24 protein-coding genes and 1 pseudogene are annotated in these 24037 nt (G+C 56.2%); 8 read left to right on the forward strand and 17 right to left on the reverse strand.

What is annotated here, in order from left to right:
- Positions 1–19: 19 nt before the first annotated feature.
- The 4 genes from R3C20_05690 to R3C20_05705 form a co-directional block, all read right to left on the reverse strand.
- The gene (locus tag R3C20_05690) at positions 20–2935 is read right to left on the reverse strand and encodes a heparinase II/III family protein (GenBank protein MEZ6039977.1); all 2916 of its coding nucleotides are present in this window, start codon (positions 2933–2935) and stop codon (positions 20–22) included.
- 464 nt (positions 2936–3399) lie between these two features.
- Positions 3400–3837, reverse strand: a complete 438-nt coding sequence (locus R3C20_05695) for a hypothetical protein (protein MEZ6039978.1) — start codon at positions 3835–3837, stop codon at positions 3400–3402.
- 127 nt (positions 3838–3964) lie between these two features.
- The gene (locus R3C20_05700) at positions 3965–4987 is read right to left on the reverse strand and encodes a sulfatase-like hydrolase/transferase (GenBank protein ID MEZ6039979.1); all 1023 of its coding nucleotides are present in this window, start codon (positions 4985–4987) and stop codon (positions 3965–3967) included.
- Positions 4988–5404, reverse strand: a complete 417-nt coding sequence (locus tag R3C20_05705) for a sulfatase-like hydrolase/transferase (protein ID MEZ6039980.1) — start codon at positions 5402–5404, stop codon at positions 4988–4990.
- 259 nt (positions 5405–5663) lie between these two features.
- On the opposite strand from R3C20_05705, the gene R3C20_05710 reads away from it, so the two are divergent.
- The 3 genes from R3C20_05710 (at position 5664) to R3C20_05720 (ending at position 9469) form a co-directional block, all read left to right on the forward strand.
- A complete protein-coding gene (locus tag R3C20_05710) occupies positions 5664–6839 on the forward strand; it encodes a DNA-binding transcriptional regulator (GenBank protein MEZ6039981.1) in 1176 nt (391 codons plus the stop codon).
- Between the two features lie 141 nt (positions 6840–6980).
- Positions 6981–8870: a redoxin family protein gene (locus R3C20_05715; GenBank protein MEZ6039982.1), complete on the forward strand. Its 1890-nt coding sequence runs from the start codon at positions 6981–6983 to the stop codon at positions 8868–8870.
- Positions 8867–9469: a TetR/AcrR family transcriptional regulator gene (locus R3C20_05720; protein ID MEZ6039983.1), complete on the forward strand. Its 603-nt coding sequence runs from the start codon at positions 8867–8869 to the stop codon at positions 9467–9469. The genes R3C20_05715 and R3C20_05720 overlap by 4 nt, the downstream gene beginning before the upstream one ends.
- A 521-nt stretch (positions 9470–9990) precedes the next feature.
- Here R3C20_05720 and R3C20_05725 read toward each other — a convergent pair.
- Positions 9991–12063 (reverse strand): alkaline phosphatase D family protein, encoded by a 2073-nt coding sequence (locus tag R3C20_05725; protein MEZ6039984.1) that lies wholly within the window; start codon positions 12061–12063, stop codon positions 9991–9993.
- 48 nt (positions 12064–12111) lie between these two features.
- Entirely contained in the window at positions 12112–13251 is a 1140-nt protein-coding gene (locus R3C20_05730) for a phosphonoacetaldehyde reductase (protein ID MEZ6039985.1), read from the reverse strand.
- A 116-nt stretch (positions 13252–13367) separates the two neighbouring features.
- On the opposite strand from R3C20_05730, the gene R3C20_05735 reads away from it, so the two are divergent.
- Genes R3C20_05735 through R3C20_05745 form a run of 3 tightly spaced genes read left to right on the forward strand, consistent with a single transcriptional unit; the run spans position 13368 to position 15900 of the window.
- Positions 13368–14636, forward strand: a complete 1269-nt coding sequence (locus tag R3C20_05735; protein MEZ6039986.1) for an MFS transporter — start codon at positions 13368–13370, stop codon at positions 14634–14636.
- Position 14637: 1 nt separating this feature from the next.
- Positions 14638–15204, forward strand: a complete 567-nt coding sequence (locus tag R3C20_05740) for a cupin domain-containing protein (protein ID MEZ6039987.1) — start codon at positions 14638–14640, stop codon at positions 15202–15204.
- Between the two features lie 15 nt (positions 15205–15219).
- A complete protein-coding gene (locus R3C20_05745) occupies positions 15220–15900 on the forward strand; it encodes a phosphonatase-like hydrolase (protein ID MEZ6039988.1) in 681 nt (226 codons plus the stop codon).
- A gap of 422 nt (positions 15901–16322) precedes the next feature.
- Here R3C20_05745 and R3C20_05750 read toward each other — a convergent pair whose 3' ends face one another.
- The 3 genes from R3C20_05750 to R3C20_05760 form a co-directional block, all read right to left on the reverse strand.
- Positions 16323–16964 carry a hypothetical protein gene (locus tag R3C20_05750; GenBank protein MEZ6039989.1) on the reverse strand — a complete coding sequence of 214 codons (642 nt, stop codon included), beginning with the start codon at positions 16962–16964 and terminating at the stop codon, positions 16323–16325.
- 101 nt (positions 16965–17065) lie between these two features.
- Positions 17066–17410 (reverse strand): serine hydrolase, encoded by a 345-nt coding sequence (locus R3C20_05755; GenBank protein MEZ6039990.1) that lies wholly within the window; start codon positions 17408–17410, stop codon positions 17066–17068.
- Entirely contained in the window at positions 17383–17673 is a 291-nt protein-coding gene (locus tag R3C20_05760) for a hypothetical protein (GenBank protein ID MEZ6039991.1), read from the reverse strand. The genes R3C20_05755 and R3C20_05760 overlap by 28 nt, the downstream gene beginning before the upstream one ends.
- 127 nt (positions 17674–17800) lie before the next feature.
- On the opposite strand from R3C20_05760, the gene R3C20_05765 reads away from it, so the two are divergent.
- The gene (locus R3C20_05765; GenBank protein MEZ6039992.1) at positions 17801–18046 is read left to right on the forward strand and encodes a ribbon-helix-helix protein, CopG family; all 246 of its coding nucleotides are present in this window, start codon (positions 17801–17803) and stop codon (positions 18044–18046) included.
- A gap of 3 nt (positions 18047–18049) precedes the next feature.
- Positions 18050–18484 carry a TA system VapC family ribonuclease toxin gene (locus R3C20_05770; protein ID MEZ6039993.1) on the forward strand — a complete coding sequence of 145 codons (435 nt, stop codon included), beginning with the start codon at positions 18050–18052 and terminating at the stop codon, positions 18482–18484.
- An 8-nt stretch (positions 18485–18492) separates the two neighbouring features.
- Here the strand turns inward: R3C20_05770 and R3C20_05775 are convergent, their stop codons facing one another.
- The 8 genes and pseudogenes from R3C20_05775 to R3C20_05810 all read right to left on the reverse strand — a co-directional run bounded on the left by R3C20_05775 (position 18493) and on the right by R3C20_05810 (position 23179).
- Positions 18493–18888 (reverse strand): hypothetical protein, encoded by a 396-nt coding sequence (locus R3C20_05775; GenBank protein MEZ6039994.1) that lies wholly within the window; start codon positions 18886–18888, stop codon positions 18493–18495.
- 41 nt (positions 18889–18929) lie between these two features.
- The gene (locus R3C20_05780; GenBank protein MEZ6039995.1) at positions 18930–19244 is read right to left on the reverse strand and encodes a hypothetical protein; all 315 of its coding nucleotides are present in this window, start codon (positions 19242–19244) and stop codon (positions 18930–18932) included.
- Between the two features lie 77 nt (positions 19245–19321).
- Positions 19322–19573 (reverse strand): annotated as a pseudogene (locus R3C20_05785) (sulfatase-like hydrolase/transferase).
- Positions 19574–19797: 224 nt separating this feature from the next.
- A complete protein-coding gene (locus tag R3C20_05790; protein MEZ6039996.1) occupies positions 19798–20085 on the reverse strand; it encodes a sulfatase-like hydrolase/transferase in 288 nt (95 codons plus the stop codon).
- Positions 20086–20107: 22 nt separating this feature from the next.
- Complete coding sequence (locus R3C20_05795) at positions 20108–20404, reverse strand: DUF1501 domain-containing protein (GenBank protein ID MEZ6039997.1); 297 nt, start codon at positions 20402–20404, stop codon at positions 20108–20110.
- A 176-nt stretch (positions 20405–20580) separates the two neighbouring features.
- Positions 20581–21153: a DUF1501 domain-containing protein gene (locus R3C20_05800; protein ID MEZ6039998.1), complete on the reverse strand. Its 573-nt coding sequence runs from the start codon at positions 21151–21153 to the stop codon at positions 20581–20583.
- Between the two features lie 475 nt (positions 21154–21628).
- The gene (locus R3C20_05805) at positions 21629–22150 is read right to left on the reverse strand and encodes a hypothetical protein (protein MEZ6039999.1); all 522 of its coding nucleotides are present in this window, start codon (positions 22148–22150) and stop codon (positions 21629–21631) included.
- On the reverse strand, positions 22151–23179 hold the full coding sequence (locus tag R3C20_05810; GenBank protein ID MEZ6040000.1) for a helicase C-terminal domain-containing protein: 1029 nt from the start codon (positions 23177–23179) through the stop codon (positions 22151–22153).
- Positions 23180–24037 lie beyond the last annotated feature (858 nt).

Genomic DNA, 24037 nt, shown 5'->3' on the forward strand with positions numbered 1-24037 from the left:
GATTGTCGGTTCGTTGTGATTATTGCGAATCGGAAGAAGCCTTCGTTTGCGCGGCGTTAACAAGATGAGAAGGTTTGGCAACACTCTCTTCGCCATCGATGATTTCCAATCGAAAGTGTTGGTCGGTGGAGTCGATGCAATCGACGACAAGATCGCCCGTGATCGTCTCGCCTTGGAACTCAGTCGGTGGCTGACCGGGAAAGCGTCGCAGTACGTGATCATGTCCACCATCGCGACGATGGATCGTGAAGTGAATTTCTCCTGCTTGGTTTGTCGGATGCAGCGAAACCGATTCGACGGGCCACGCGGATTCATCAGCCGACATCTGGATGACCCAGGCACGGCAAAAGGTGCCATCGTCCTGCCATTGGTAGGTCGGAACTGGCCACGGATTGGCGATGGTGTCATAGATGCGCCAGCCGAGTAATTCCGGCTGCTCCTGACCCTGGATGATGGAGACATTCATCTCGCCGACGGGCAGGATTTTTAGTGCTGCGTCTGGCCCGATGGCGGTGGAACTGCGGTCGGACTCGCGGATCGCGATGTTGGAAGCGTTGAGTCCCAACTGCGAGGGATGCCGCCAGGTGCGCGGCTTGTCGTCCCTGGGTTCGACTGTATCAATCACGACAAAATAGCCGTCCGTGCGAGCGTCTTTGCCTTTGACAAAGACGACTTGCCGCAACCACTTTCCTTGAATGTGCTCCGTGGAGTTGTACCAACCATAGTTGAACGCGCCTTCCCCATAGTCGAAGTGGTCATTGCTGATCCAGCGACGCTTGGGAGGAACGAAGCCGATGGCCATGTCGTGCTTCCAGTGCGGGATGCTGTTTTCCTGGGCCCAGTCGGGCGAGAGCGTGTTGAACGAGAGCGAACGACCGGCGTGCTTTGTGTTCCCGATCCCGCTGTAGCTGCCCCGACCCGCGTTGCGGATCAGTACCTGGTTTCCGAATTGTGCGTAAATATTCAGCGCGTCAAACTTGCCGTGACTGGCTCCCCACGGTCCCGCACCAAAGAACAGATACTTTTCCTCTGGTCCCCAACCGGTTCGCATGACGTAGTGGCCGGCGTTAGGAAAGTAAACGGAACGCTGATCGGGAGGCGAACCTTTCGCTCCCTTCGTTGCCATCCACTGAAAGTCTTTCCGATCGGGGAACCACGTCAGCAGCGATTGGTAGCGATCTTCAATTGTGCTCCAGCCACCATCGTTGAGATCCATTTGTCCTTGATTCGGGCCAGTCAAAAGCATCGGATGTTCGGCCGCCTGTTCGAGCGTTGCGAGCGCCTTCGCAGGCGGAGTTTCACCAAAGCGTTGGTACAGACGCAGATAGTTTTCGAGTGCCGTCAAGGAGGCCCAGTTGTAGCCGGTACTCAAGCTGACGTGGCTGCCATCGGGATGAAACTGCCGTGCCAGGATCACATCCCACCGTTGCATGGCGGTCTGTTTCCAGGCAGCACTTTCCTTGAACTCAGGCAACATCAATGCCGTCTGCATCAGTGCCAATGTGGTGTGAGCGCCACCGTCATCGTGCGCCGCAAAGCTGGTGGGGTTCATGATCAACCGAGCCTGCCGAAGCATTCCCAACAACAGGGCGACGTGCGCCTCGTCGCTGAAGTCAGGCGAATCGCGGAAGACTTCGTACGCAGGCCACCATGTCAATTCCAATCGACGTCCGATGTTGCTGGTATTCATGTAGCCCCAGCGAAAGGTCGTGCCGTCCATTAGGTTCAAGCCACCGACGGTGGGACAGCGGTCCCAGAAGAACGGCTCGCGCGAAACCCAGTCCAGCACCTCTGCGCTGAACTGGCGGACGTACTTCGGGTCGTGATTTTCTTGCCAGGCACGCGCCATCGACACCCAATGAAAGTGGCGGTTGAGATGGCCGTTGTCACGCGCCCAGTTCAATTGCAGCGGTTCTTGTTGCAGCACCCACGGGTGCGTTTCGTTGTTCGTGTCCCTCCATGCATCGACGAAGCCGTCGAAGTACCCGATCGTCGCGTAGCGTCCTGCCACCGCTTCGTCGGAGATCTTCTGCCAGTTCGGATGCAGCACCACGCTGGCGACTTCGTCGATGGTCGGGCCCATCGGCTCCGTGCGGGTGCGCATGTGCTGGAGCAAGAGTGATCTCGCCTCGTCGGTTCTGCCCTCCTTGATCGCCGCAGCGACGGGGCGCATCGCCGGATGGTCGCCATTGATCGCATCCAGGACGTTCTCCACCATCGATGGCAACTCGCGAGCCTCGTCGATCGTCAGCTTGCGAAAGGCAACATCGGAGAAAAGGCTTGTCTGACGAATGTCGACTTCTTGACCGCCGCGCATCGTGAACAGCTTTACCACGCCAGCGCGAATTTGCTCGGTGAGCACATGTTCCTCAAGAGGTCGATCCATGTAGTCCACGAACAATCGCACACGCGAACCCTCGCCATCGGGCCAAGCAACCAGCTTGACACGGCGACCCAGGCCATCGCGCGACGGCAATTCATTCGGATGCTGGTAGTCACGGTTGTCCATCCAGCCCGCAGGTTTCAGGCCTGGCTGCTGCATTGTCAACGATGTCTCGCGATGCCAAAGGTTGAAGCTCGCGCGTTCCGCGCCTTCGCGAAGGTCCACACGCAACTGACCGCCAAGGCCGTCTTGCAACCGCTCGCCATCCCGCATCCCGACGACGAATCCACTGACGACTTGCAAGTCGCCTCCCACCGCCTCAACCGGATCGATCTGAGCTTCGATGGAAAAAGTCTCCGCCGCCGCATCGACCCCTTCGATGACCGTCTCGCTCCAGGTGCCCGAGCGGGCGACAAGCGTGCTTCTGCCGCCAACTGCTGTGACGGAAGAGTCGGGCTTGGATTCCGCGGCGAGCAAGACTCGATCGTCCGGGACACAAAGCCCGCCAATGGGAACACAGAGAGCGAAAAGGAAGTAGTAGAAAGTTTTCATGGTGATGTGCGACGCGACAAACTTGAAGGGCGATAGGCAACGCTGTGAAGTATCCTCTTTCGATGTAGGACGCCCTTTTCAGGGCGTCGAAATCGGCCGTTCTTTTGGCAATGACGGCCTGAAAAGGCCGTCCTACGAATAAATTGACAGCCTCGCCGCGCTTTTGCCCGGAATCGCAGGAAAACCCATCAAAAGAAGACGTCACAGCGTTGGGCGATAGGGGGAATTCGAAGGATTCATGGCATCTTTCAACCAGAAAACGGAATGCAACGGATGAAGTTCACTTCAATTTCTGCCGTAGATAAACGATGCGCCAAAGCCCTCAGCAAAGGCGGTGTCTTTCAGTAGCGACTGGCTGCAAGGTGGTTCTATCGCGACGCACTTTGGTGACCACAATCCGCAGCCGATTGAAATCAGCAGACAAAGACTGAGGGCGAACCTGAGAACACGTAGTTGTTTCGCGTTCATCGCTGGTCCTCCACCACCAATTCGCCGTCCGCTGAAAAATCATCGAAGACCAGATGACCCCAACCAGCCTTTGCCTGGTCCACCAGCCGCAGGTAGAGAATCCGGCCGGTCTGTTGCGGCAATTCGATGACTCGGCGAACCATGCGCGGACCGTTCTCACCGCCACTCCGAGCGATCTCGTTTCCGTCAGCATCACAGACTGCCAGATGAACGTCCTCGCGAAAACCACCACCAATCAGAAACGCGATCTTTTCACCCTTCAATCGAAAACGCGGCGACTCGATAATGCCGGTCTGTTGATCCGATGCGCGCGGGTTATCCCTGATGGCCACAGTGGACAAATGAAATTGCCCCTGTCGTCCGAAAGGTCGATCGGGATGCCGTGGCAGCGAGTCGGAAGAATCAACAGGTTTTGCGAACTCGCCATCGATCACTCGCCAGCCCTGCAGGTCGCCGGATTCGAAATCAAATCGCAGATCTCCGAGTGCCCAAATGCCGCGGGCGATTTCAGTTCAGCCAATCGGGCTGCCAGCTTGCGAGCAACTTCCGGGTGTTTGCGGATCACGTTGTGCTGTTGCTGAGGATCCTGTTCGAGATTGTAAAGCTGTTCTCGAGGCACGTTGGCTCGCAATTTCCCCTGCGAATCGATATCGCTGTTGAGTTGCCCTGTGAACGCGATCTCTCCCAGTCCATTGCCGAACCCACCCGACCCTGAGCGCCGATGTAAACCCATGGTCCGGATCGCAGTGCCAGGTTGGCCCGCTGATGCGGCGCCAGCACGACTTCCTCTCGCATCGGCTTTTCGGGATCACCGGTTAGCACGGGAAGGATGTTCCGCGAATCCTGTCCGGAGTCTGAAGGAAGCTCGACCTCGACAACTGCGGCCATTGTCCGCAGCAGGTCGACGTTCGCAATCAACTGCCCGGATGTGGTTCCGGCAGGAATCTGACCCGGCCAGCGAGCAATGAACGGAACGCGGTGTCCTCCTTCCCACGCACCAAACTTAAAGCCAAGCAGCTCGCCGTTCAGCCGATGCCCGGCGGTCCAGGCGTCGCGGCCGCCTTCATTCAGCATGCCTCCGTTGTCGCTGGTAAAGATGACCAGCGTGTTCTCGCGCTGGCCGATTTCATCCACCGTTCGCAGCACTTCGCCGACTATCCAGTCCAGCTCATGAATGAAGTCGCCGTAACGTCCGCATTCGCTGGTGCCCTGAAAACGCGGGTGCGGCGTGAAGGGGTGATGAATATTCCCCGGTGCAAAATAAAGAAAGAACGGCTGATCTCGTGACTGCCTGAGCCATGCCACTGCCTTCTCGGTCAGTTTGGCCCCGACCTGTTCATCGCGATACAGCTCATGCGCCTTCCGTGCACCGCCGACCGCCTGAATATTTTTCTTCTCCGGAAATGCCTGCGCGTGAATCCTGCCCTTCGCAGCTGCGCTGAAGACAAATGGATCTGCCGGATCAAATCCGACGACGTGATGGTTCTCGACGAACACAAACGGCGGATGACTGTTGACAACGGGAATTCCGAAGTAGTCATCAAACCCGCTTCGAGCGGTCCTGGCTTCAGTTCGCCATTCCAGTCAGGCGTCGTTTCGCCAAAGCCCAGATGCCATTTGCCAATACACGCAGTCCCATAGCCCTGCTGCTGCAGCAGACGAGCTACGGTCATCTGCTTCGTGCCAATCAGCGGCTCCGGCGGTGTGAAAAACGGGAGCCCAGATATTCTTTCGCCACGCATACTCACCGGTCAGCAGCGAGTAACGCGATGGAGTACAAACCGCAGACACGGTATGCGCATCGGTGAAGCGGCGTCCTTCGCGGGCGAGCTGATCAAGATGCGGAGTCCGGACGTGCGTCGCGCCGTAACAACCGACGTCGCCGTAGCCCAGATCATCGGCGAGAATCACGATCACGTTTGGCCTGTCAGCAAACGCAGGAACGCCGCCAGCTATCAGGATCAGAAGCAGCGAACAGACGTTTCCGATCAAACATTTCATCGCAAGCTTCCCCAGCCATTCCAAACACGGCATCGGTCCACAGGTGCGGCGTCATTTTGAGCAGACTCACCACAACCGGCTCAATATTTCTACCGAAACGACGATCTCAACAAAACGAAAAGCGACAAGACTTCATGGAGCACAAACTCGGATTTCTTGGTGATTCTAGCGTGATGGCGTTCATCGTCGATGATAGAATGCGACGGCGTATTGACGATTTGCGACATTTCCAGGGCAGATGAAACATTCCCTGAAAACCATGACTCCGAAAGCTCGTTCCCGTATTGCACTCCTCGTCGAAACCTCGCGTTCTTACGGACGTGAAGTCCTGATGGGAGCTGCGCATTTTGCAAGGACGCTCAACGACTGGTCGCTGTTGCATCAGGAAATGTCCATTGATGCTGCCATGCCGCAGTGGATCGGCGAGTTCCAGGTTCAGGGGGTGATTGCGCGAGTCGATCAACACAACATTCAGTCGCTTCGCGCGTTGAACATCCCCGTGATCGATGTTCGTTGTCACATGACCAATGTCGAGTTTCCGCAGGTCGACACAGACGACAGACTCGTTGCCCAAATGGCATTCGATCATCTCTGGGAACGCGGCTTTCGACGATTTGCATTCTGTGGCTATCAGCATGCTCGTTACTCAGAGAGCCGACTGAGTCATTTCCGTGAATTTGTGTCAAACGCGGGTTGCCGTCTGATGGTCTACGAGACGAACGCAGGCAGCGATCAGGCTCTCAGCCGAATTGAAGAATCCGGCGTCTACGAAATGGAGACGCTCGCCGATTGGCTGCAATCACTTCCTCAACCAACCGGTGTCTTCGTCTGTAACGACATTCGCGGACAGCAGGTGCTCAACGCCTGCCGAGTTGCAGAGATTGCTGTTCCGGAAGACGTGGCCGTGATTGGGGTCGACAACGATGATGCAATCTGTCAGTTGTGCGATCCGCCACTGACCAGCGTTCGCCCCAATTCCTGGGCGGTCGGTTATCGAGCAGCAGAGATCCTGCACGAATGCCTTCGCGGCGGTTCGTCAACTCGAAATATAGAATACGTCCCCCCCATCGGCGTCGTCGATCGGCTTTCAACGCAGGTCAGTGCGGTTGAAGATCGGGAGGTTGCCAGAGTGTGTCAGTTTATTCGCCAACACGCCTGCGACGGGATCAATGTCAGCGATGTCGAGAACTATTCGCGAATCTCACGACGACATCTCGAACGTCGATTCCGTGAGGCGCTGAATCGAACCCTGCACGAAGAGATCACGGCAAATCAGATTGGTCGAGTCAAACAACTGCTGGCAGAAACCTCGATGACTCTGGAACAGATTGCGCCTCTCGCCGGATACAGCCACAAAGAACGTTTAAGCACCGTCTTCAAACGCGAAACCGGAATGACGCCAGGCCAATTCCGGCAACAATTCTCCGTGAGCTGAGAGTCGGCACTTCATCCGCATCGCAGTTCCCATCGTCCCCGCGGGGGAATCCGCAGCAACCGCTTGAAATCACCCTCTCAGCCACTTAATATAACGATCGTTATATTTGCGTGTCTTTCCCAAGTGATGGGAGTGTATGCCGTGGGATTCCGTAACCTTTTTTATGCCGGACTGTTGGCGGCATCAGTTGGCATTGCTTTTGCCGACGATTTGCGACCAGGCGGTTCGACCAACGCTGGTGTCAGGTTAAGCTTCGATCTTTTGGATGTGGATGGAAAGATTCACGCTCTCGGCCAGAACGACAAGCAGTCTGTCAGAGTCTTTGTGTTCCTGTCGATGTCGTGTCCGATCTCGAATTCGTACACGCAGGAACTGAATCGTCTCGCCCAGTTGCCGCATGCAAACGTGCAGTTCTATGGAGTCGTTTCTGACCCGTTTGTGACTCGGCAGGAGGTTGCCAGTCACTTTCAGGAGTTTCAAACGAAGTTTCCCGTGTTGTTTGATGGATCAGGACTGCTGGCCGAAGCGTTGCAGCCGACGCACGTTCCTGAGGCGTTCGTCGTTGATCGGGAACAACATCTGGTCTATCGTGGTGCCATCGATAATGCGTATGTGTCGATCGGCCGGCGTCGCGCCAGTGTCGAAGAACACTATCTGCTGAATGCGATCAAGGCGGCCGCGAATGGAAACGACGTTTCCGTGCCCAAAACCCAGCCGGTTGGCTGCCACTTCCCCAGACGGCTATCCGATGCGTCGTCCAGTGCAGTGACATATACACGCGACATCGCACCCATCATTCAAACGCGCTGCCGGAACTGCCACCGACCAGGGCAGGTCGCTCCATTCGCGCTGACGAGCTACCAGGACGCCGTGTCCCATGCCGAAATGCTGGTCGAAGTGACTCAGCGGCGCATCATGCCGCCGTGGATTCCGGGACCATCAACGCACCGCAAGTTTGTCGGTGAACGGTGGCTCACGGATCGCGAATTATCTTTCATCAGGAAGTGGGTCGAAGCGGGGTGTCCGGAAGGTGATGCCGCCGATCTTCCGCCCTCGCCAAAGTTCGCCGATGGCTGGCAACTCGGGGAGCCGGATCTGATTGTGAAGATGCAAACGCGATTTACCGTGCCGGCGGATGGCCCCGACCTGCTGCAGAACTTCGTCATCCCGATCGACATCCCGGAAGACCGGCTGGTGGCCGCCGTGGAGTTCCATCCGGGCAACAAACGCGTTGTGCATCATGCGGTGTTGTTTCTGGACGACAAAGGTCAGGCCAGAAAACTGGACGAAGCCACGCCCGAGCCCGGCTACGGCAACTTTGGCGGTCCGGGCTTTCTGCCGAGCGGAGCGCTGGGCGGATGGTCGGTCGGCAACACCGCTCGCCGCCTGCCCAACGACATGGGGCGGTATTTGAAGAAGGGCAGCGATTTGGTTGTGCAGGTCCATTACCACCCAACAGGGAAAGAGGAGACAGACCAATCGGAAATTGGGCTCTACTTCGTACAAAAGCCCGTCGCTGAGTCGCTAAGTGAGCCGGCAAGACTGGTCGGCAGCATCTGGATGGCGAACTACGAGATGGACATCCCGGCGGGCGATGCCGACTATCGCCGTTCGACGACCTACACATTGCCGAAAGATGTGATCATCGTTGGCATCGTGCCGCACATGCATCTGCTGGGAAAATCGATGAAAGTCACGGCGCGCCGACCGGGTCAGGAGCCAGAGGTTCTGATCGACGTCGCCGAGTGGAACTACAACTGGCAGGATGAGTACTACTACGAGCGACCATTCTCGCTTCCCGCCGGAACTGTATTGGCCGTGGATGCTGCCTTCGATAACTCGGCCGAGAATCCCTCGAATCCTTCATCGCCACCTCAGCGAGTCACGTGGGGTGACGAAACGACTGATGAAATGCTGTTCTGCTTTTTCCTGCTGACCGCCGAGAAGACGGAAGACCTGATTCACACTATCTTCGATAACCTCGCCCACGATCTGCAGCAGCCTCGCAAAGATGTGGGGCAAACGCCATGAGTGTACGAAGCGAAGCCGCGGCTCAAACACGCGAGCGATTACTGAATGCATCGCTGACGTTGTTTTCGCAACGCGGATACGCCGCCACAGGCGTCCGGGACATCCTGCAGGCGGCCGGCGTTACCCAGCCCACGCTTTACCATCACTTTGCTGACAAAGCATCCTTGTTGCAGACGCTGATCGAACGGCACTATGGCGACAGCCAGCAACGGTTAGAAAAAATCATCGCGGGCGAAGCGACCGTGGTGAGTAAGCTGCTTGCTTTTGTCACAACGTCGTTCGAATACTGCTGTGTCGATCCGCGTGTACCACGACTGATGTTCCAAACGTACTATGGCCCAACGGTTCCCGAGATCGATGGCGTACTGGACAAGTTGACGGAGAAGCGGTTTCGGCTTGTCGTCGGCATCATGGAACATGGCATTCGTTCGGGTGAGCTGGCTGATTCCAACGCGGAGTTCCTTGCGCTGACTTTTTGCAGCATGGTGGATCAACCATTGAATCTGTTCTCACGCAGGTCGAGACCCGGGCGATACCTGACGCCCGAGCTTGCGCACTCAATCGTCAGCCTGTTTGCGACCGGTGCAGCCGCAAAGTAAGGCGCTGCACAGCAATAATCTGCCGGATCATGCGGAACGCGCGAAAGCCCCGACCTGCTTTCTCTATTCGAACAATGTCCCTGAGTTCCCCGACTCGCACTCTATGCGAACACGGCCTGACTGAACGCGGAGCCTTCTGAGCCAACAACTTAGGTTGATCACCCTGAATGAAGTTTGCCGGTGGAACCCCATTCAGGCAATTCCGAGGCCAATACACAAGCCGAAGAAGCCACGCGCCGATGCGCCTCAAACAACTCGCTTCGATCAGTGGCTTCTCGATTCGCGGGAGGTTTCGACACGGGCTGAATTCGCTTGTTGACTCGGTTTCAGCAGAGCTCGAGTCACGCAGGTCCTGCGGCGTCGTGAATCTGCCATTGGCTGAACATGGCATTTCAACATTAGTCTTTGATTTTTGTGGCATCGACGTTGTGGATTAGTGTGGGGATCGATGCGTCTGGCTTACCGTCTTGAAGCCAGTCGGCGGCGACCAATCAGCTTCATTTCGTGCATATTCCCCGGGTCTATTGCTTGTCCTGCGACTCGAAGAGTTCTTCCAGCTCTGTCATACTCAATACCCGTTGCCAGACCGTCACCTCATCGATCAGTCCGTCATAGTTACGCCCAGTCCCGGCACGGTGGCCACCGATGACCAAACCGCCAAATTCTGATGCGGGTCCAGGGACTGGCAACAGGTACTGTTTAGTTTGCTTTCCGTTCAGGAAAAGTGTGAGCGACTGCGAGTCGAACGTGAAGGCCACGTGGTTCCAGTTGTTGAGCAGTTTGTCGCGATCGACCAGCGTGTCGAACGGACCTTGCGAGATGGCGGTTGGGGCAGCTTCCGGTTCGCTGGCTGGTCTGAGCGTGTGTGTATACAACTGCAAATTGACCTTGCCTGGATCAGTGGCAGCCCGCATGCCCAGCGACAGGTGCCATGCGCTCGTATTCGATGGTGTCCCCTGAGCGGTGCTCTCCAGGAGAAATGACCGCAAGCCAGAACCATGTTCCGGAAGACTGCTCGGCTTGAACCATAGCGAGACAGAGTGTTCTGCCGAATTATCGTCAAGGAAGCTGCGTGGAATGCTGAGAAACTGTTGTTTCGCTGCAACAAATCGGACGGCTTTTCCCCTTATCCCGTCGGTTTGCACAATCTCCACGCCATTATTCGGCTCGGCGTCAATGCGATTTCCAAGTATCGAGTTGTTGGAGAACCCCTTCTCGAAGGACCAATGGGCCCGTAAACCGCGCTGTGTGTCTACCTTCGGAGGAGATACCATTTCGTTCAGTGGGATTTCGATCTTGCGATTGATGACGCTGTTTGGCTGGCGAAACTCAGCAGTTAACATTGGGGCGACAAGAGTCCCGTCGGCTGTGAGAGTCAGGAATTGCCCGCCTTCGACGAGCGACCACTCCAGCGACGGGTGATAAACGTCGAGCGCGGTAATCACCTTTGAATGTCCCGGAGAAATGATGAAGTCGTGAAGGTTGTAGCCGACACGCTGGGGATGGACTAAGTGTCTGGCCAGGTGGATGTCTCCACCCAATAAGACAACTCCCGAAATCTGTTCCGTCTTGATGAAGTCCAGCAGAGCGTCCCGTTCGTACCAGTAGGTAAACAGATCGTCGGTTTCCTTGTTCTTCTTGTCCTGCCAGATTGCCCCCATGGCAAGCACTTTGAAAGGTGCTTTCGATTCGCGGAGGCTCTTCAGCAACCAGTTCCACTGGTCAGCGCCAAAACAGGTCGGCTGAGTCTGGTCGACTGGAGAGGGGGCGGTTTGAGAAAAGGTCCGAGGATCGAGCAGAAAGACCTCGATCATGCCCAAGTCGACTTTGTGATACACACCTTCGCTGCCGTCACCAAACTGGGCGTGTGCGCGATACTCGACAAATCCGCGTCTGGTCGACTCCTTCCCGTTCATCATGTTGCGACCGTTACCGTTGTTGCGGCCAAAGTCATGATCATCCCATGTTCCGACGATCGGCGTGTGGGAGCCCAACGCAGCGAGTTCCGGCATCTGAAGAAATTGTCGATGCCGTGTTCGGACGACACTTAAGTCGGAACTGTCGATGTAGGGCGTGTCTCCCATCAAAAAGACACCGTCGACATCCAGATTCGCCATCTCCTGCCAGATTGCATTCGGCTCGATATCCACGCATGACACGAAACTAACCGAAGCGCGACTGTTCGCCCGGGCCGGATTAGCGGTTGTGAAGGAATGCTGTTCATCAGCCGGGACAACCACGCGACCACTTTCATCTTCAATCTGATAGCGGTACTGGGTTCCCGGTTTCAGGTGATTGACCGCAAACTTGGCGACATAGTCGTGTTCGCTTTGGGACAGCGCGGTAATTCGCTGAACCACGCGTCCATCTGTCAGCACCGATAATTGCCACTTCGATTCCGCGGTTCCAGGACGGTACAGAACATGTGCAGTCGTCGACTCGACTGTCCCGACAATCGGCCCCACGACTTCGCCTGCGTGGATCGAATGGAGATCGGTCAAGGCAGCACCGATGAGCAGCAATACTGTTGCGCCACAATTGATCACGGTGGACAGGCAAGGCTTCAGCAGGGATTGAGATGTCAGGTGGTGCATTTCATCGCGCTCCGTATTGGGGCAAATCATGCCCGGAGTAACAGTTCTTCAGAATGGAATCCGGCTTTGAGACAACACATCGATCAGTTGTTCGCGACTCGCACGACGCGGATTATTCGACAACCTCTGAACATTGGCCGACTCGATTACAGTGATCAGGCCCGTGTTGTGGTTGACAATCTCTTCCAGCTTCGGGCATCCCACGCGTGTCAGCAGGCTTAGGATTGACGAGCAAGCTTCTTCAACCGTCTCGGCTCCCAGGGCTTTGAGAATCTGCGCGATTCGTTCTCGGACAGCAGCCGCTCCGCGTGGGTCGGTGCAGTCTTCATCGGTCACACCTGCGTTGAATTTGAGCAGGGGAGCAAGCGTCGTCGCGACAGCAAAGCCGTGCGGCACACCAAAACGGGAAGTTAGAGAGTACGACAAGGCATGTGGTGCAGTTGTCTTTGTGATGTTGATGGCCTTTCCGGCAAGATGGGAAGCGCGACACATCGCACGTCTCGCTTCAGGTGTGGGCGCGTTGGTTGCGGCCTCAAGGTACCTGAAAGCAAGTTGAGCGGCTTCGGTCGCGTACCCCATGGATTCCTCATTCGCCGCAACTGCCCAGACGGATTCAATCGCCTGACAGAAGGCGTCCAGCCCCGTCGCGGCAGTGATTCGAGGGGGAAGACTTGCGGTCAACGCTGGATCGACAACCGCGTAATCTGGTCGCAGCGTTGGATGGGCGACGGAATACTTCTCTCCGTCGACATACACGACAGCAAAGTGTGTCGCTTCACTGCCGGTTCCAGCCGTTGTAGGAATTGCCATCAGGGGCCTGGCACTTGCCTGAATCGGGGCGAGCCCCAACGCGATATCGCGTGAAGAATCCTGTTGTGCTGCCAGCCCGCTGATCAGCTTTGCAAGATCAATTGCCGTGCCTCCGCCCAGGGCGATCACAAAGTCGGGATTGAATGGGCGATAAAGATCGACACCACGTTGCACATCTTCCAGTTTTGGGTTCAGTTCAAAGTTTGTGAATCGCGTCGTAGCGTGTTTCTGCAGAACGGTCTCCAGGACGGTACGTGCGCCCGACACTTCGTAAGCCTCCGTATCGAGAACGACGAACAGACGCTCAAGTTCGAGCGACTCCAGCACAGAGACCACGCTGTGGAGGGAATCAATTAAGTATTGCTGTTTGACAATCAACCTGGTTATTCCGATGTGAGGCAGGCTTTTCTCGCTTGTTGTATTATGGTAAACATTGTTGACTGATAGTCAACAATGGTCATCGGTATTCGTCCGCTGAAAGGTTGAGTCTGAGCATGAGCAGAAGCCTCACGCCTCATTTGCAGTTCCGAGCAGCCCAATGGCGCATGCTGTTGGCAACCATGTTCTGCTATTTGTTCTTCTACACAGGGCGGCAGACATTCGGATTTGCCATTCCCGGGATCGAACAGGAACTGGGCATCTCGAAGTCGACGCTGGGTTGGGCCAGCGCGGCCTTATTGTGGACATACGCACTGGGGCAGTCGATCAACGGAAATCTGGGCGACAAATATGGTGGCCGTCGACTCATGAGCCTGGGGGCGATATTGTCGTGCGGTTTGAACTGGATCGTGAGTTTCGGAACCAGCTTTGCCAGCCTGACGATCCCGTGGGCTGCCAACGGTTACGCGCAGTCGATGGGCTGGGCTCCGGGGAGCCGTGTGTTGTCCAACTGGTGGCCACACTCCGAACGAGGAAAAGTTTACGGAGCCTATGTCTTTGCTGCGGGCAGCGCATCGGTGCTGGCCTTTGGGACGTCGACCTTGATTCTGGAGTTCAATCTTAACTGGCGATGGATTTTTCGACTCCCGGTCTTACTGCTGCTGATTGGCGGCGCGGTGTACTACGTGATCGTTCGAGACCGTCCAGAAGACCTGGGGTTTCCTCCGCTCTCCGATGAGAATCTGAACGACAGCAACGAAACGCCCATCCCTCATGAAAACGCTGCTGTGTCCAATGAGTCTTCATGGCAGCGTTATCGCTACGTTCTCAGCAATCCACGATTCCTGATTGCCTGTCTGGCGATTGGATTTCAAAGTATGGCCCGTTACGGCTTGCTCATCTGGGTTCCCGTGCACTTTCTCGGTGAAGACTGGAAGAATACCGACACAAAGTGGATGACGCTTGCATTACCAATTGGCATGGCACTGGGTGCCATCATCAATGGCTGGCTGTCGGACCGACTGTTTCATTCGAACCGAGCACGAGTGATCGCACTGTTCTTGTTCCTCGCAGCAGCCTGTTCGCTGGCAATGTATCTTCTCCCGAATGATCACTGGTTGGGGGTGCCAATGCTACTGCTGACCGGCTTCTTCGCTTATGGTCCACAGTCTGCGTTTTGGGCGTTGTGCCCGGATCTCCTGGGACGAGAGCGTGCCGGAACCGGAACCGGGGTGATGAACACTTTCGCATATGTTTTCGCGGGCCTGGGAGAACCGTTCATCGGCTGGATGATCGAGTCTCAGGGGCAAACCGCCCTCGTTTTCGGTGTTGTCGCCACGGCATGTCTCGTCGGTGCCATCATCTCACCTTTGATTCGGCGGTAGTATGAACCTCGTGGAACTCGCACAGCGGATTCGCAAGCTCCGCCTGGACAGACGGCTTACACTGGATGATGTTGCCTCGCGGACTGGTTTGACACGCAGCTGGCTCTCGAAGGTGGAGAACTTTCGGATCACGCCGTCACTGCCTGCCCTGGGACAAATTGCCTCTGCCCTCGGCGTCACTGTCTCCGAACTTGTCCAGGGACTGGATGAGAAACCAACTCTGGTCAAAATTGCCAGGGACGACCGGAAGGTTGTCGAGCGTGACAAAAGCAAGACCAATACGGCTATCTATGAGTCGCTGGCACACAAACGCCCCAATCGATCCATGGACCCGTTTCTGCTCACCATTCCTGCTGGTGTGGCACGGGAAGAGGCACTGACGCACGAGGGAGAAGAATTTCTGATGGTTCTCCAGGGAGCCATCGAATTCGAATTCGACAGCGAATTGCATTCCCTTCGCAAGGGAGACTGCCTGTACTTTGACAGCCATATTCCCCACCGGATTATTAACCCAAACACACGTGAAGCCATCGTCTTGTGTGTGTTTATGGAACCGCGAATCAATTAAGAAAGGAGAGCTTCCATGATCCAGCTCGTTGTGTTTGACATGGCCGGAACCACGATTGATGAAGACAACGTTGTCTACAAAACCGTCCGTGCCGCCATCAATGCTGTCGGTTATCAGTTTACGCAGGAACAGGTTCAGGAGGTTGGCGCTGGCAAGGAAAAATCGCAAGCGATCCGCGACGTTCTTGCTCTGGATGGACAACAACATTCGGATGAAGAGGTCGCTGCGATCTTTGACAACTTCAAACAAATGCTTGATGCCGCCTACGCAGCGCTGGATGTGAAAGAGCAACCGGGAGCTTCAGAAACCTTTATGAAGCTCCGACGGCACGGTGTTAAAGTGGTGCTCAACACCGGGTACGACCGAGTCACCGCAGAAAGCCTTGTCGCGAAGATCGGCTGGGAGGTGGGACGGGACATCGATGGACTGGTGACCGCCAGCGACGTCGAAAACGGTCGACCGGCTCCCGACATGATCCTTCTGGCCATGCGACAGGCGGGAGTGAAATCGAGTGATGCCGTTGCAAAAATCGGGGATTCAACGATCGATATTGAAGAAGGTAAGAACGCCGGATGCGGAATGACGTTCGGCATCACCACTGGAGCGCAGACTGAGTCGCAGCTTCGCTCAGCTGATCCGACGCATGTCGTGCGAAGCCTTGCCGATTTGTGTGAACTGGTTGTGAATGGTGGATGATCTCTTCAGATCGACCGAATCCGGTCAGTCTGCATGATTCAAATGTGGCATACAAGCCCCCGGTAAACACCGGTGACCCAGCCGAAAACTTCAAGAAGTTGTTCGTGAATAAAGTTCGATCGTGTTCGCACGGCCCTCCGAAAGTTCCCCGAGACGGGCGTCGTTCGAACACGGGGGCTTGTCGAGCCAGGTGCCTGGCAACGCAACAACTCACATCAGTCTCCGAAGATGCTCTTCTTCCCCTGGACGACCGTTTCCGAATTGCCGGAGGCCATGCCTGTCGAGCTGGTTGAACCGTTCCTCAACAGCGTTCTGTGCCCGCACACTGCGGGCGAATGGCGCGGCGCAGACGACAACCGTAAGCCCAGTGATGACGATCACAACACGACGGCGTTCTATTTTTACAGTTCCTGTTCTTTCCTCTATTCAGAACTGGTCGCTTCCAGTCCTTCCGGCAATGAATCGATTCGATGCAGTTCAACAATTTCGCTGACATACCAGGGTTTACCGGTGTTTTTCTTAAATCCCACACAACGAGCGGGATACCAGATGTTGTCCTGCTGTTTCCATTCGCTGAGGCGATGGATGTCGCTCCGCCAGTCGATGCGCACGAGTCGCAAGGTTTCCTTGTCGAAGTAGACATCCATCGCAGGTTTAATCGTCTCGCTGAGCCGCAGTCCTGCCAGGGTTTTGTCGTCTTCGTTAATGTCCGTAATCGCTTCGACTTTGGTTTCCGGATCGGTGAACACTTCGAGCGTCCAGGCCCAAACCAGTTTTGTTGCTGGTTCATCCTTCTTCTTCTGCCAGGCTCCTTTGCCTCCACGGAACCACCAGTGCTCGTGCCCATCGAATACCGACTCACGCGGTTTACCGGGCTTCTCCAGGTCTTTACTCACATTCAGTCGTTCCTGAATCGTGAAGCGATGTAACAGATTATGCTGACCACCTGCGGCTTTGACTGCTTGTTCGACCAGTGGGATGGCATCCTGTGCGGATGCAACTCCACCGAGCGACAATACGACAACGGCAAAGATAATCTTCAGATACACGGAAATGCTTACCATCAAAAATACATCCTGTTGTCAGTGCGATTGTGGTACCTGAGTGTCTTGTGTTACCACGACACTCGTCATCGAAGGAGTAAGCGCAGTCGCTGGATCCCTCATCACCTTGATTTCCCCAGCGCCTTCAGCTCGTCGATTGTAACAACCCCATCTTTGTTCTTGTCCAGCCGATTAAACACCGCAGCCGGCAGTTCATCTCGACTCAGCTTGCCCGGAAGCTGGTAATACAGCCCGCTGCTGTGGGTCATCAGCATGCGCGGTATGATCGGTTTCCGCGCCGGAACGAGTCTGTCCTCCTCGCTGACTTTCGATTCCTTCCACTCCGGCAGATGGTTCGAGATCAGATCGTCGAGACCAAACTTCCCATCGTCGAACAGAACCAGAGCGGCCACGGTGACCACTGGCTTGCTCATACTCTTCAGTCGAAAGATCGCGTCCTTCGGCATTGGCTTCTTTGCTTCAATGTCCTGCCAGCGGAAAGATTCGAAGTAGCCGCGTTGCGGTGAATCAGGCCAATGACGCCGGCGACTTCGCGGTTCTCGACAGCCCGCTGCAACGCGGCGTCGAGCTTCAACAGCATATCGGGATTCAATCCGGCTTTGCTGGCTTCATCACCGTGGGGACGCGGGTTGAAGTCGGTCGCGAAAGATTGTGTCAATCCGTTCGCAGCCAATGACAGAAGCAGAAGAAGTGGTAATGTGGTTTTCATGATCGAGGACTTCCTGCGTACCGTGTACCGTGCTTGATTGCAGAAGAGCGTCACGCACCGTCGGATTCCGAATGGTCGTGAGCTCAGCCGATTGACGCCATATTGGCGCTGGTGTAAGATTGACATCATGATTCGCACGAATATCCAGTTTCCAGACCCACTCTACCGGCGGCTCAAAGAGATCGCAGAGCAGCAGGACTGGTCGCTGTCCGAGGTCATGCGCAAGGCGGCCGAGCATTTCGTGGACCGCTTCCCCAGTCGCGCGGAGTCCACGGGCCAGTGGCAGTTTCCGACGCTCGATTGCGGAGGCGATTTTCTGCTCGATCCAGCGGAGGTGAACTCCGAGGCGGACGTGATCGAAGGGCGGGATTGAGTCATGATTGTGTCCGCCGACACGAACCTGTTCCTCTACGCGGCGAATCCCCAGTCGCCGTACCATGCACCGGCCCGGCGGTTCTTTGACGAGCAGGCGTCCGGAGGCGAGCGGTTTCTGCTGTGCGGGCTGGTGCTCGTGGAGATTTACATGCAGCTTCGGAATCCCGCGGTGTTCCGGAGTCCGAAGTCGTCGGCGGAAGCGGCCGCGTTCTGCGCCGCTTTGCGAGGCAACCCGAAGTGGGAATTCGGCGACTACGAACCGCCGGTTGCAGAGCCGTTGTGGCAGTGGACCGAAACAACCACAGCAGGATTCCGGCACATCATCGACGCCCGGCTGGCGTTCACATTGCGGCACCACGGAGTGACTCACTTCGCGACAGCCAATGAAAAGCACTTCAGCGGTTACGGATTCCAGCAGGTGTGGAATCCGGTGTGACGACAACATTATTGTTGAGTCTCCTGCCGCGATGTCTCTCGCCCTTTTCTGAAGTAGGCACGTACCTCTTCGAGCGTTGCGAATCTGTCTTTGTTGGTATCAACCGCGTCGAAGACGCCCGGTTGTGGATACTCATCGCGAGACAGCTTGCCATCGCCGTTCTTGTCGGCGGCTTTGAAGGCTTCGTCGATGCGATTGGCGGCCGGTCTGCGACGACCCGGTGTGACGTCGGTTTTCAACTTGCCGCCGGGTTCGGCGTTGCGCTGATCCTGCCGTATCCACTTCGCCGCGATTGTGCCCGTCTCCCATTCTGCGAAGGCGGCCTGCAGTTCCCTGAGCTTTGCAGGATGGGTCGTGGCGAGGTCGTGCTGCTCGCCGATGTCATCCTTGAGGTTGAAGAGCATCGACGCGCCTTCGCGAGGAATGTGCACGAGTTTCCAATAATCTATATCTTGAAAGCTGCCGGGCTGGCTTCGATCAGGCCCATCGTTCCGTTCTCTCCAAGGCAGTACAGCATGCCGTCGGCGTAGATAATGGAGCCTTTGCCTGGGCCGCGCCCGGACCATTTCTCTTTACCGCTCTTCAGCTCCAGGCAACTCCAGCCGTTGCCTTGGTTCATGTAGATGTGGCTGTCAACAACCACATAGCCGCCATGCTCGCAGTTGATTTTGGAGCTTTCCCAGGCAGGCTCAGCCTTGAGTCCGGTCGTTATGGGTTCGAGTCTGCATTGCAAACGGCACGCGAATGCCCCTTCGAACATCTGGCCTTAAAGCCGCAGAGGGTCGTTGCAGCTGGTGGTTTCGGCCGTCGGCCCACCGTTGTCGCTGTAGAACATGATCAGCGTGTTTTCCTCCTGACCAAGTTCGCGGACTTCGCCATCACACTGCCAATCGCGTCGTCGAGGGCGGCGAGTACGCCAGTAGGTCTTGGCTTGCGGTTGGTGATGTGCGGGAAGCGATCCTGATATTTGTCCGTGGCTTCGAGCGGTGAATGCACCGCGTTGAAGGGAAAGTAGAGGAAGAACGGTTTGCTTTCGCTGCGACCGACGAACTCCACCGCTCGTCGGGCAAACTCGTCGGTGATGTAGTCGAACTTCTCATCGACCGTGGTGGCGTGCGATACAGCGGATTGCGTGGCGGTTCTTCAGGAAAAACGACCGCGCGCTCGAGTGGAATACGAACGTGTGGTCGAACTCGCTCGTGCCGGAAGCGCAGCCCTCATTGAAGCCGATGTGCCACTTGCCGACCATACGTCGCTATCTGACTCCTTTGAGTTTTCAGCCAGGCATGGAACATCGCGCGGCATGCCGAAGTTCACGACGCGTAGCGTTCCGGCCGGAGTTGTGTTCGAACCCGAAGCGATGCTGATACATCCTGCTCATCGAGCCTGCACGCGATGGCGAGCAGACCGGATGCGTGGCAGAGCCACCCCGTGAATCGCACGCCGTTGTTCGCGAGGGCATCGACGTGTGGCGTGGGGATGTCCTGGCAGCCGTACACACCGATATCGGCGTAACCGAGGTCGTCGGCGAGGAAGATGATGATGTTGGGTTTGTCAGCGGCAGTTCCGATTGGCCACATCGCCATCGAGACGAGTGCCATCCAACCATTTTCATAGTGTCTCTCATGCGAACATCCTGTCATGCACCCGCCCCTTGACGTCGGTCAGACGCATGTCGCGGCCGGCGTGGCGGAAGGTGAGGCGTTCGTGGTCGAGGCCGAGCAGGTGCAGGATCGTGGCGTGCCAGTCGTGGATGTGGACTTTGTCGACGACGGCTTCGTAACCGAATCTGTCGGTGGCTCCATACTGGAAGCCGCCTTTGACTCCGCCGCCGGCCATCCACGTCGTATAACCGGTGTGGTTGTGGTCCGGCCGTCGGCGACCTGGGCGTATGGTGTGCGGCCGAACTCGCCGCCCCACAGCACCAGCGTGTCCTTCAGCAAGCCGCGTGCGGCCAGGTCGGTGAGCAGTCCCGCGATCGGCTTGTCGGTCGCTCCGGCGTGCTTGCCGTGGTCTTCTTCAGGTTGCGATGCTGGTCCCAGCCGCCGTGACAGACTTCGACGAACCGCACCCCGCTTCGAGTAGTCGCCGCGCCATCAGCACTGCCGACCAAAGTCGTCGGTCTCGGTCGTGCCGATGCCGTAGAATTCCTGTGTGGCTGACGTCTCTTGCGACAGATCGATGACAGGCGGGAGTTCTCCCTGCATCCGATAGGCGAGTTCGTGGGCTTCACTCAAGCCCGCGATGAACGGGTTGTTGTGATCGTGTTCCTCAGCGGACGCATTGAGCGACCGAATGAAGGCCAACTGCTCTTCCTGAGCCGTCTGCGTGCGGGGGCTTTTCAGGCTGGCGATTTTGATGCGCGAGATCGGCTGGCGGTTCGTGCCGATCTTTGTCCTGGACGACGCCGGCAGAAACGCACTCCCGAAGTTCGTCGAGCCTCCGTTGTTGGACGGGGTGCAGATGGTGACGAAGCCGTGGGCAGATTCGCGTTCTCGGTCCCTAGCCATACAGCACCAGGCTCCCATCGACGGTCGCGGCGACGTCGAGATGCCGGTGTGCATTTGAATAAACGCCGGCGGATGCGCCGGGATGTCGGTCTGCATGCTGTTGATGAGGCACAGCTTGTCGGCGTGATTCCGACTTCGGGATACAGATCGGAAATCCACAGTCCCGACCGCCGCCCTGTCGATACTCCCACGGTGACGGCATCAGCTGCCATTGGGGACTTTTCCCTTGCCGATGGCCTCTTCGAGTTTCGCGAACCCGGCTTGTAGTCGAATGAATCGACGTGTGATGGTCCTCCCTCCATGCAAAGCATCAGAACCTGCTTCGCACGCGGTTCGAAATGCGGTTGCTTCCGGTGCCAGCGGCGACTTGGCCGCCGCCCTTCCTTGCGACAGTGCGGCTTTATTCGAATGGCACGAAGTAGGCGCCAACAATCGACTTAGCATTGATATTCGAGTCCAGCAGAGATCGCACTCCGTCACGAGCTCGGTTTCCGACAATTGCGATTCGCACAACCGGGAAAGCACAACTCGGGCGTCAGCGATTAAGGACGCAAGCTTTTCATAGGTCAGTGCACGAGATGCGCCTGCAACGGCTGCCTTCGTTGCAATTGCGTTCGGATGAACACTGATGCGTTCACACTGGTATGAAGAATAGTTCTTCGTAAACCACTCTGCAGCGACAAGGAGTTGACCGTGTTCTTCCTTTGTCAGCGTTCTTAGCCTTCTTTCGGCTCTTGGCCTCGATAACCAAGCCGACATTACCCGGAAGGAGCCATAGAACGTCCGGGCCTTCGCCATTCACGTCGTGTCGCTCCGTCGAAAAACCAATCATCGAACCCAAATCTGCGAGGGCCTTCTCGAACTGATTGGACGATGCCGCATGATGAAGATAAGCAACGGTGTCATCGAACGTTTTTAGGAATCCACGCCGGATATGGTACGCCTTGAGTTGTCGAACAATGGCAATTGCTTGTTCGCCCGGAATAGGAAGAGGGGAATATGGTGGGCGAACGGCAGGCCGAAATAGGTTTCGGTTCTGTGCGTAAGCATCTTGTTGAGACTCTCGGCTCGCTCGCTTTGCCCCCAATGATGGGCGATCCTCGCTGCCAATTGCTCCATCCAACGCGAGTTTGCCGATCCAACTCTGCTGAGTCATTCAAAACCTCCGATTCTGCAATCGCCTTTGGGATAGCCATCTTGCCAGAGGTTCACTCGCCTTACGTTCCGCGGCGACATGTGAAAATCGTCCCCCAGACGCTTCTCCCCCGTCGACTAATTCTGCCAATGTTTCCGCATGGTACTCAGTCCAATCTGCATCACGGTCGAAACTTCGTTTGATTGTGTTTGCAAGCTCTTTCAGGTCTTGGACCTCCTTGCTGATTTCGATTCCCATCTGCATTTGAGCGCGCGTTGCACTCGTCAAGAGTTGGAAATTTGCTTCTTTCGCGATCCAACCCGCGAGGTCCGCCCCAGCGAGCACGACGACACAATGATCACCCGAACCTCGTGCGGCTCGACCGATTCCTTGTTCAATTCGCTGAGCCAGCATGCGGATGATCGCCGTCCCACCATAAAGGGCAGCGGCTCGAAACAGCTCGTAGTTCGATGTGCCCGTCGGAAGTCCACTCAATACAAGCAGCCGACACGAATCCCCCGGGAGATCCATTCCGTCATATCGGTTTGCGAAAACAAGCGGTCCGTGCGTTGATCCAGCTTGCAGTTGCTCAACGACTCCCTCAACCTGACGTGATCCCTGCGCTACCGTAGCCACATCCTGCCAGTGCTGGGCGGCCTTGTCCGACGGTACAAGGATGACGGCTCCTTTTTTCTGATCGGCGGTCCATTTCAGGAGTTTGCCGATTGCGTCATGCGTATCAAACTTGAAAGGCATTAGATCAGGAATCAGTAACATGCGTTCGCTGACCCCTGCCAACGATCGCGAACTCAGGGAACTGCTCACAGAATTCGGGTTGGCGTCAAAGGTGCGAATGATGTCACTGTCGTCGGCGATCGTGGCCGACATGTAAATGCGACGCGGTGCATCGGCGAACGTCGGGAACGCATTGACGAGTGGCACGATCGGCGTGACTGTGAACGCGTCCCGGCTAATCAACGCATGGCACAGATGAAGTTCATCACGAATTAAGGGCCATTCAAACGGGTGGGCGTCCGCATCGGATCGCAACTGCTCTCGTACCGCGTCGATCTGCTCGTGCCATGCCCAATACGGTACCTCGAGTACTGCGAATTCAGAGCCGTTTACGACATCGTCGAAAGTCCCGAGTCTGCTGCTGCTTTGTAAGCTTACGAAAGAGACTGGTTAACGAGTTATATCGGTCACGACGCTCAGACGAGCTGACTCTCGAGAGTGAATGAATCTCTAACGACGGAAAACGCGACGTGTAAGTGTCGTCGAGGATTACGGCCGAGACGCCTTTGAGGATGTCCGAATCATGAAGCCGGGAATTTGCTCTTCCCGTTGAAGAGCCAACAGTATGTTGCGACCATGATGGCGTTGCCATTGACAAAGTCTTCGTCAGTCCTTGCCCTTTTTCATAGGTTACCGCAGGGATGCTGGCTGCCTCGCCTTTTTCCAGCGTCTGGTTGACCAGTTGAATCGTCGGAGCCAAGTAGAAAGTACTGGCTCTCCTGTTTCATTCAGCGTTGATTGAGCCATCAACAAGCCAACCATCGTTGTCGCCGCCGGTGTGCAGTTTCAGCACGATGTCCGACTTGACCTGTTCGAACCACAATTTGAGGACCTCGGCTTGGCTTGTGTATAGGATCGTTGATTCCTGGCGGTTTGGGAAGCCTGCGAAAGATTTCGATCGGATCGATGGCCTGGGTCTTTCTTTGTCGTCCTGGAAGTCAATAAGCTCCATTGCGACGGAACTCGTCCGCTGAATGAAACGGAGTGCAGGATGGCTACCTAGTTTACACTATGTGACGTCTTTTTCGTTGTGGGTCTGCTAAGAATTCCGAAAGATGCGGGGAGTCAGTCTGATTGTGAGCCGTCTTTGTCCAGCGTCGCCTTCGGCAGGGG

Source organism: Planctomycetaceae bacterium (assembly GCA_041398825.1).
Taxonomy (GTDB): Bacteria; Planctomycetota; Planctomycetia; order Planctomycetales; family Planctomycetaceae; genus F1-80-MAGs062.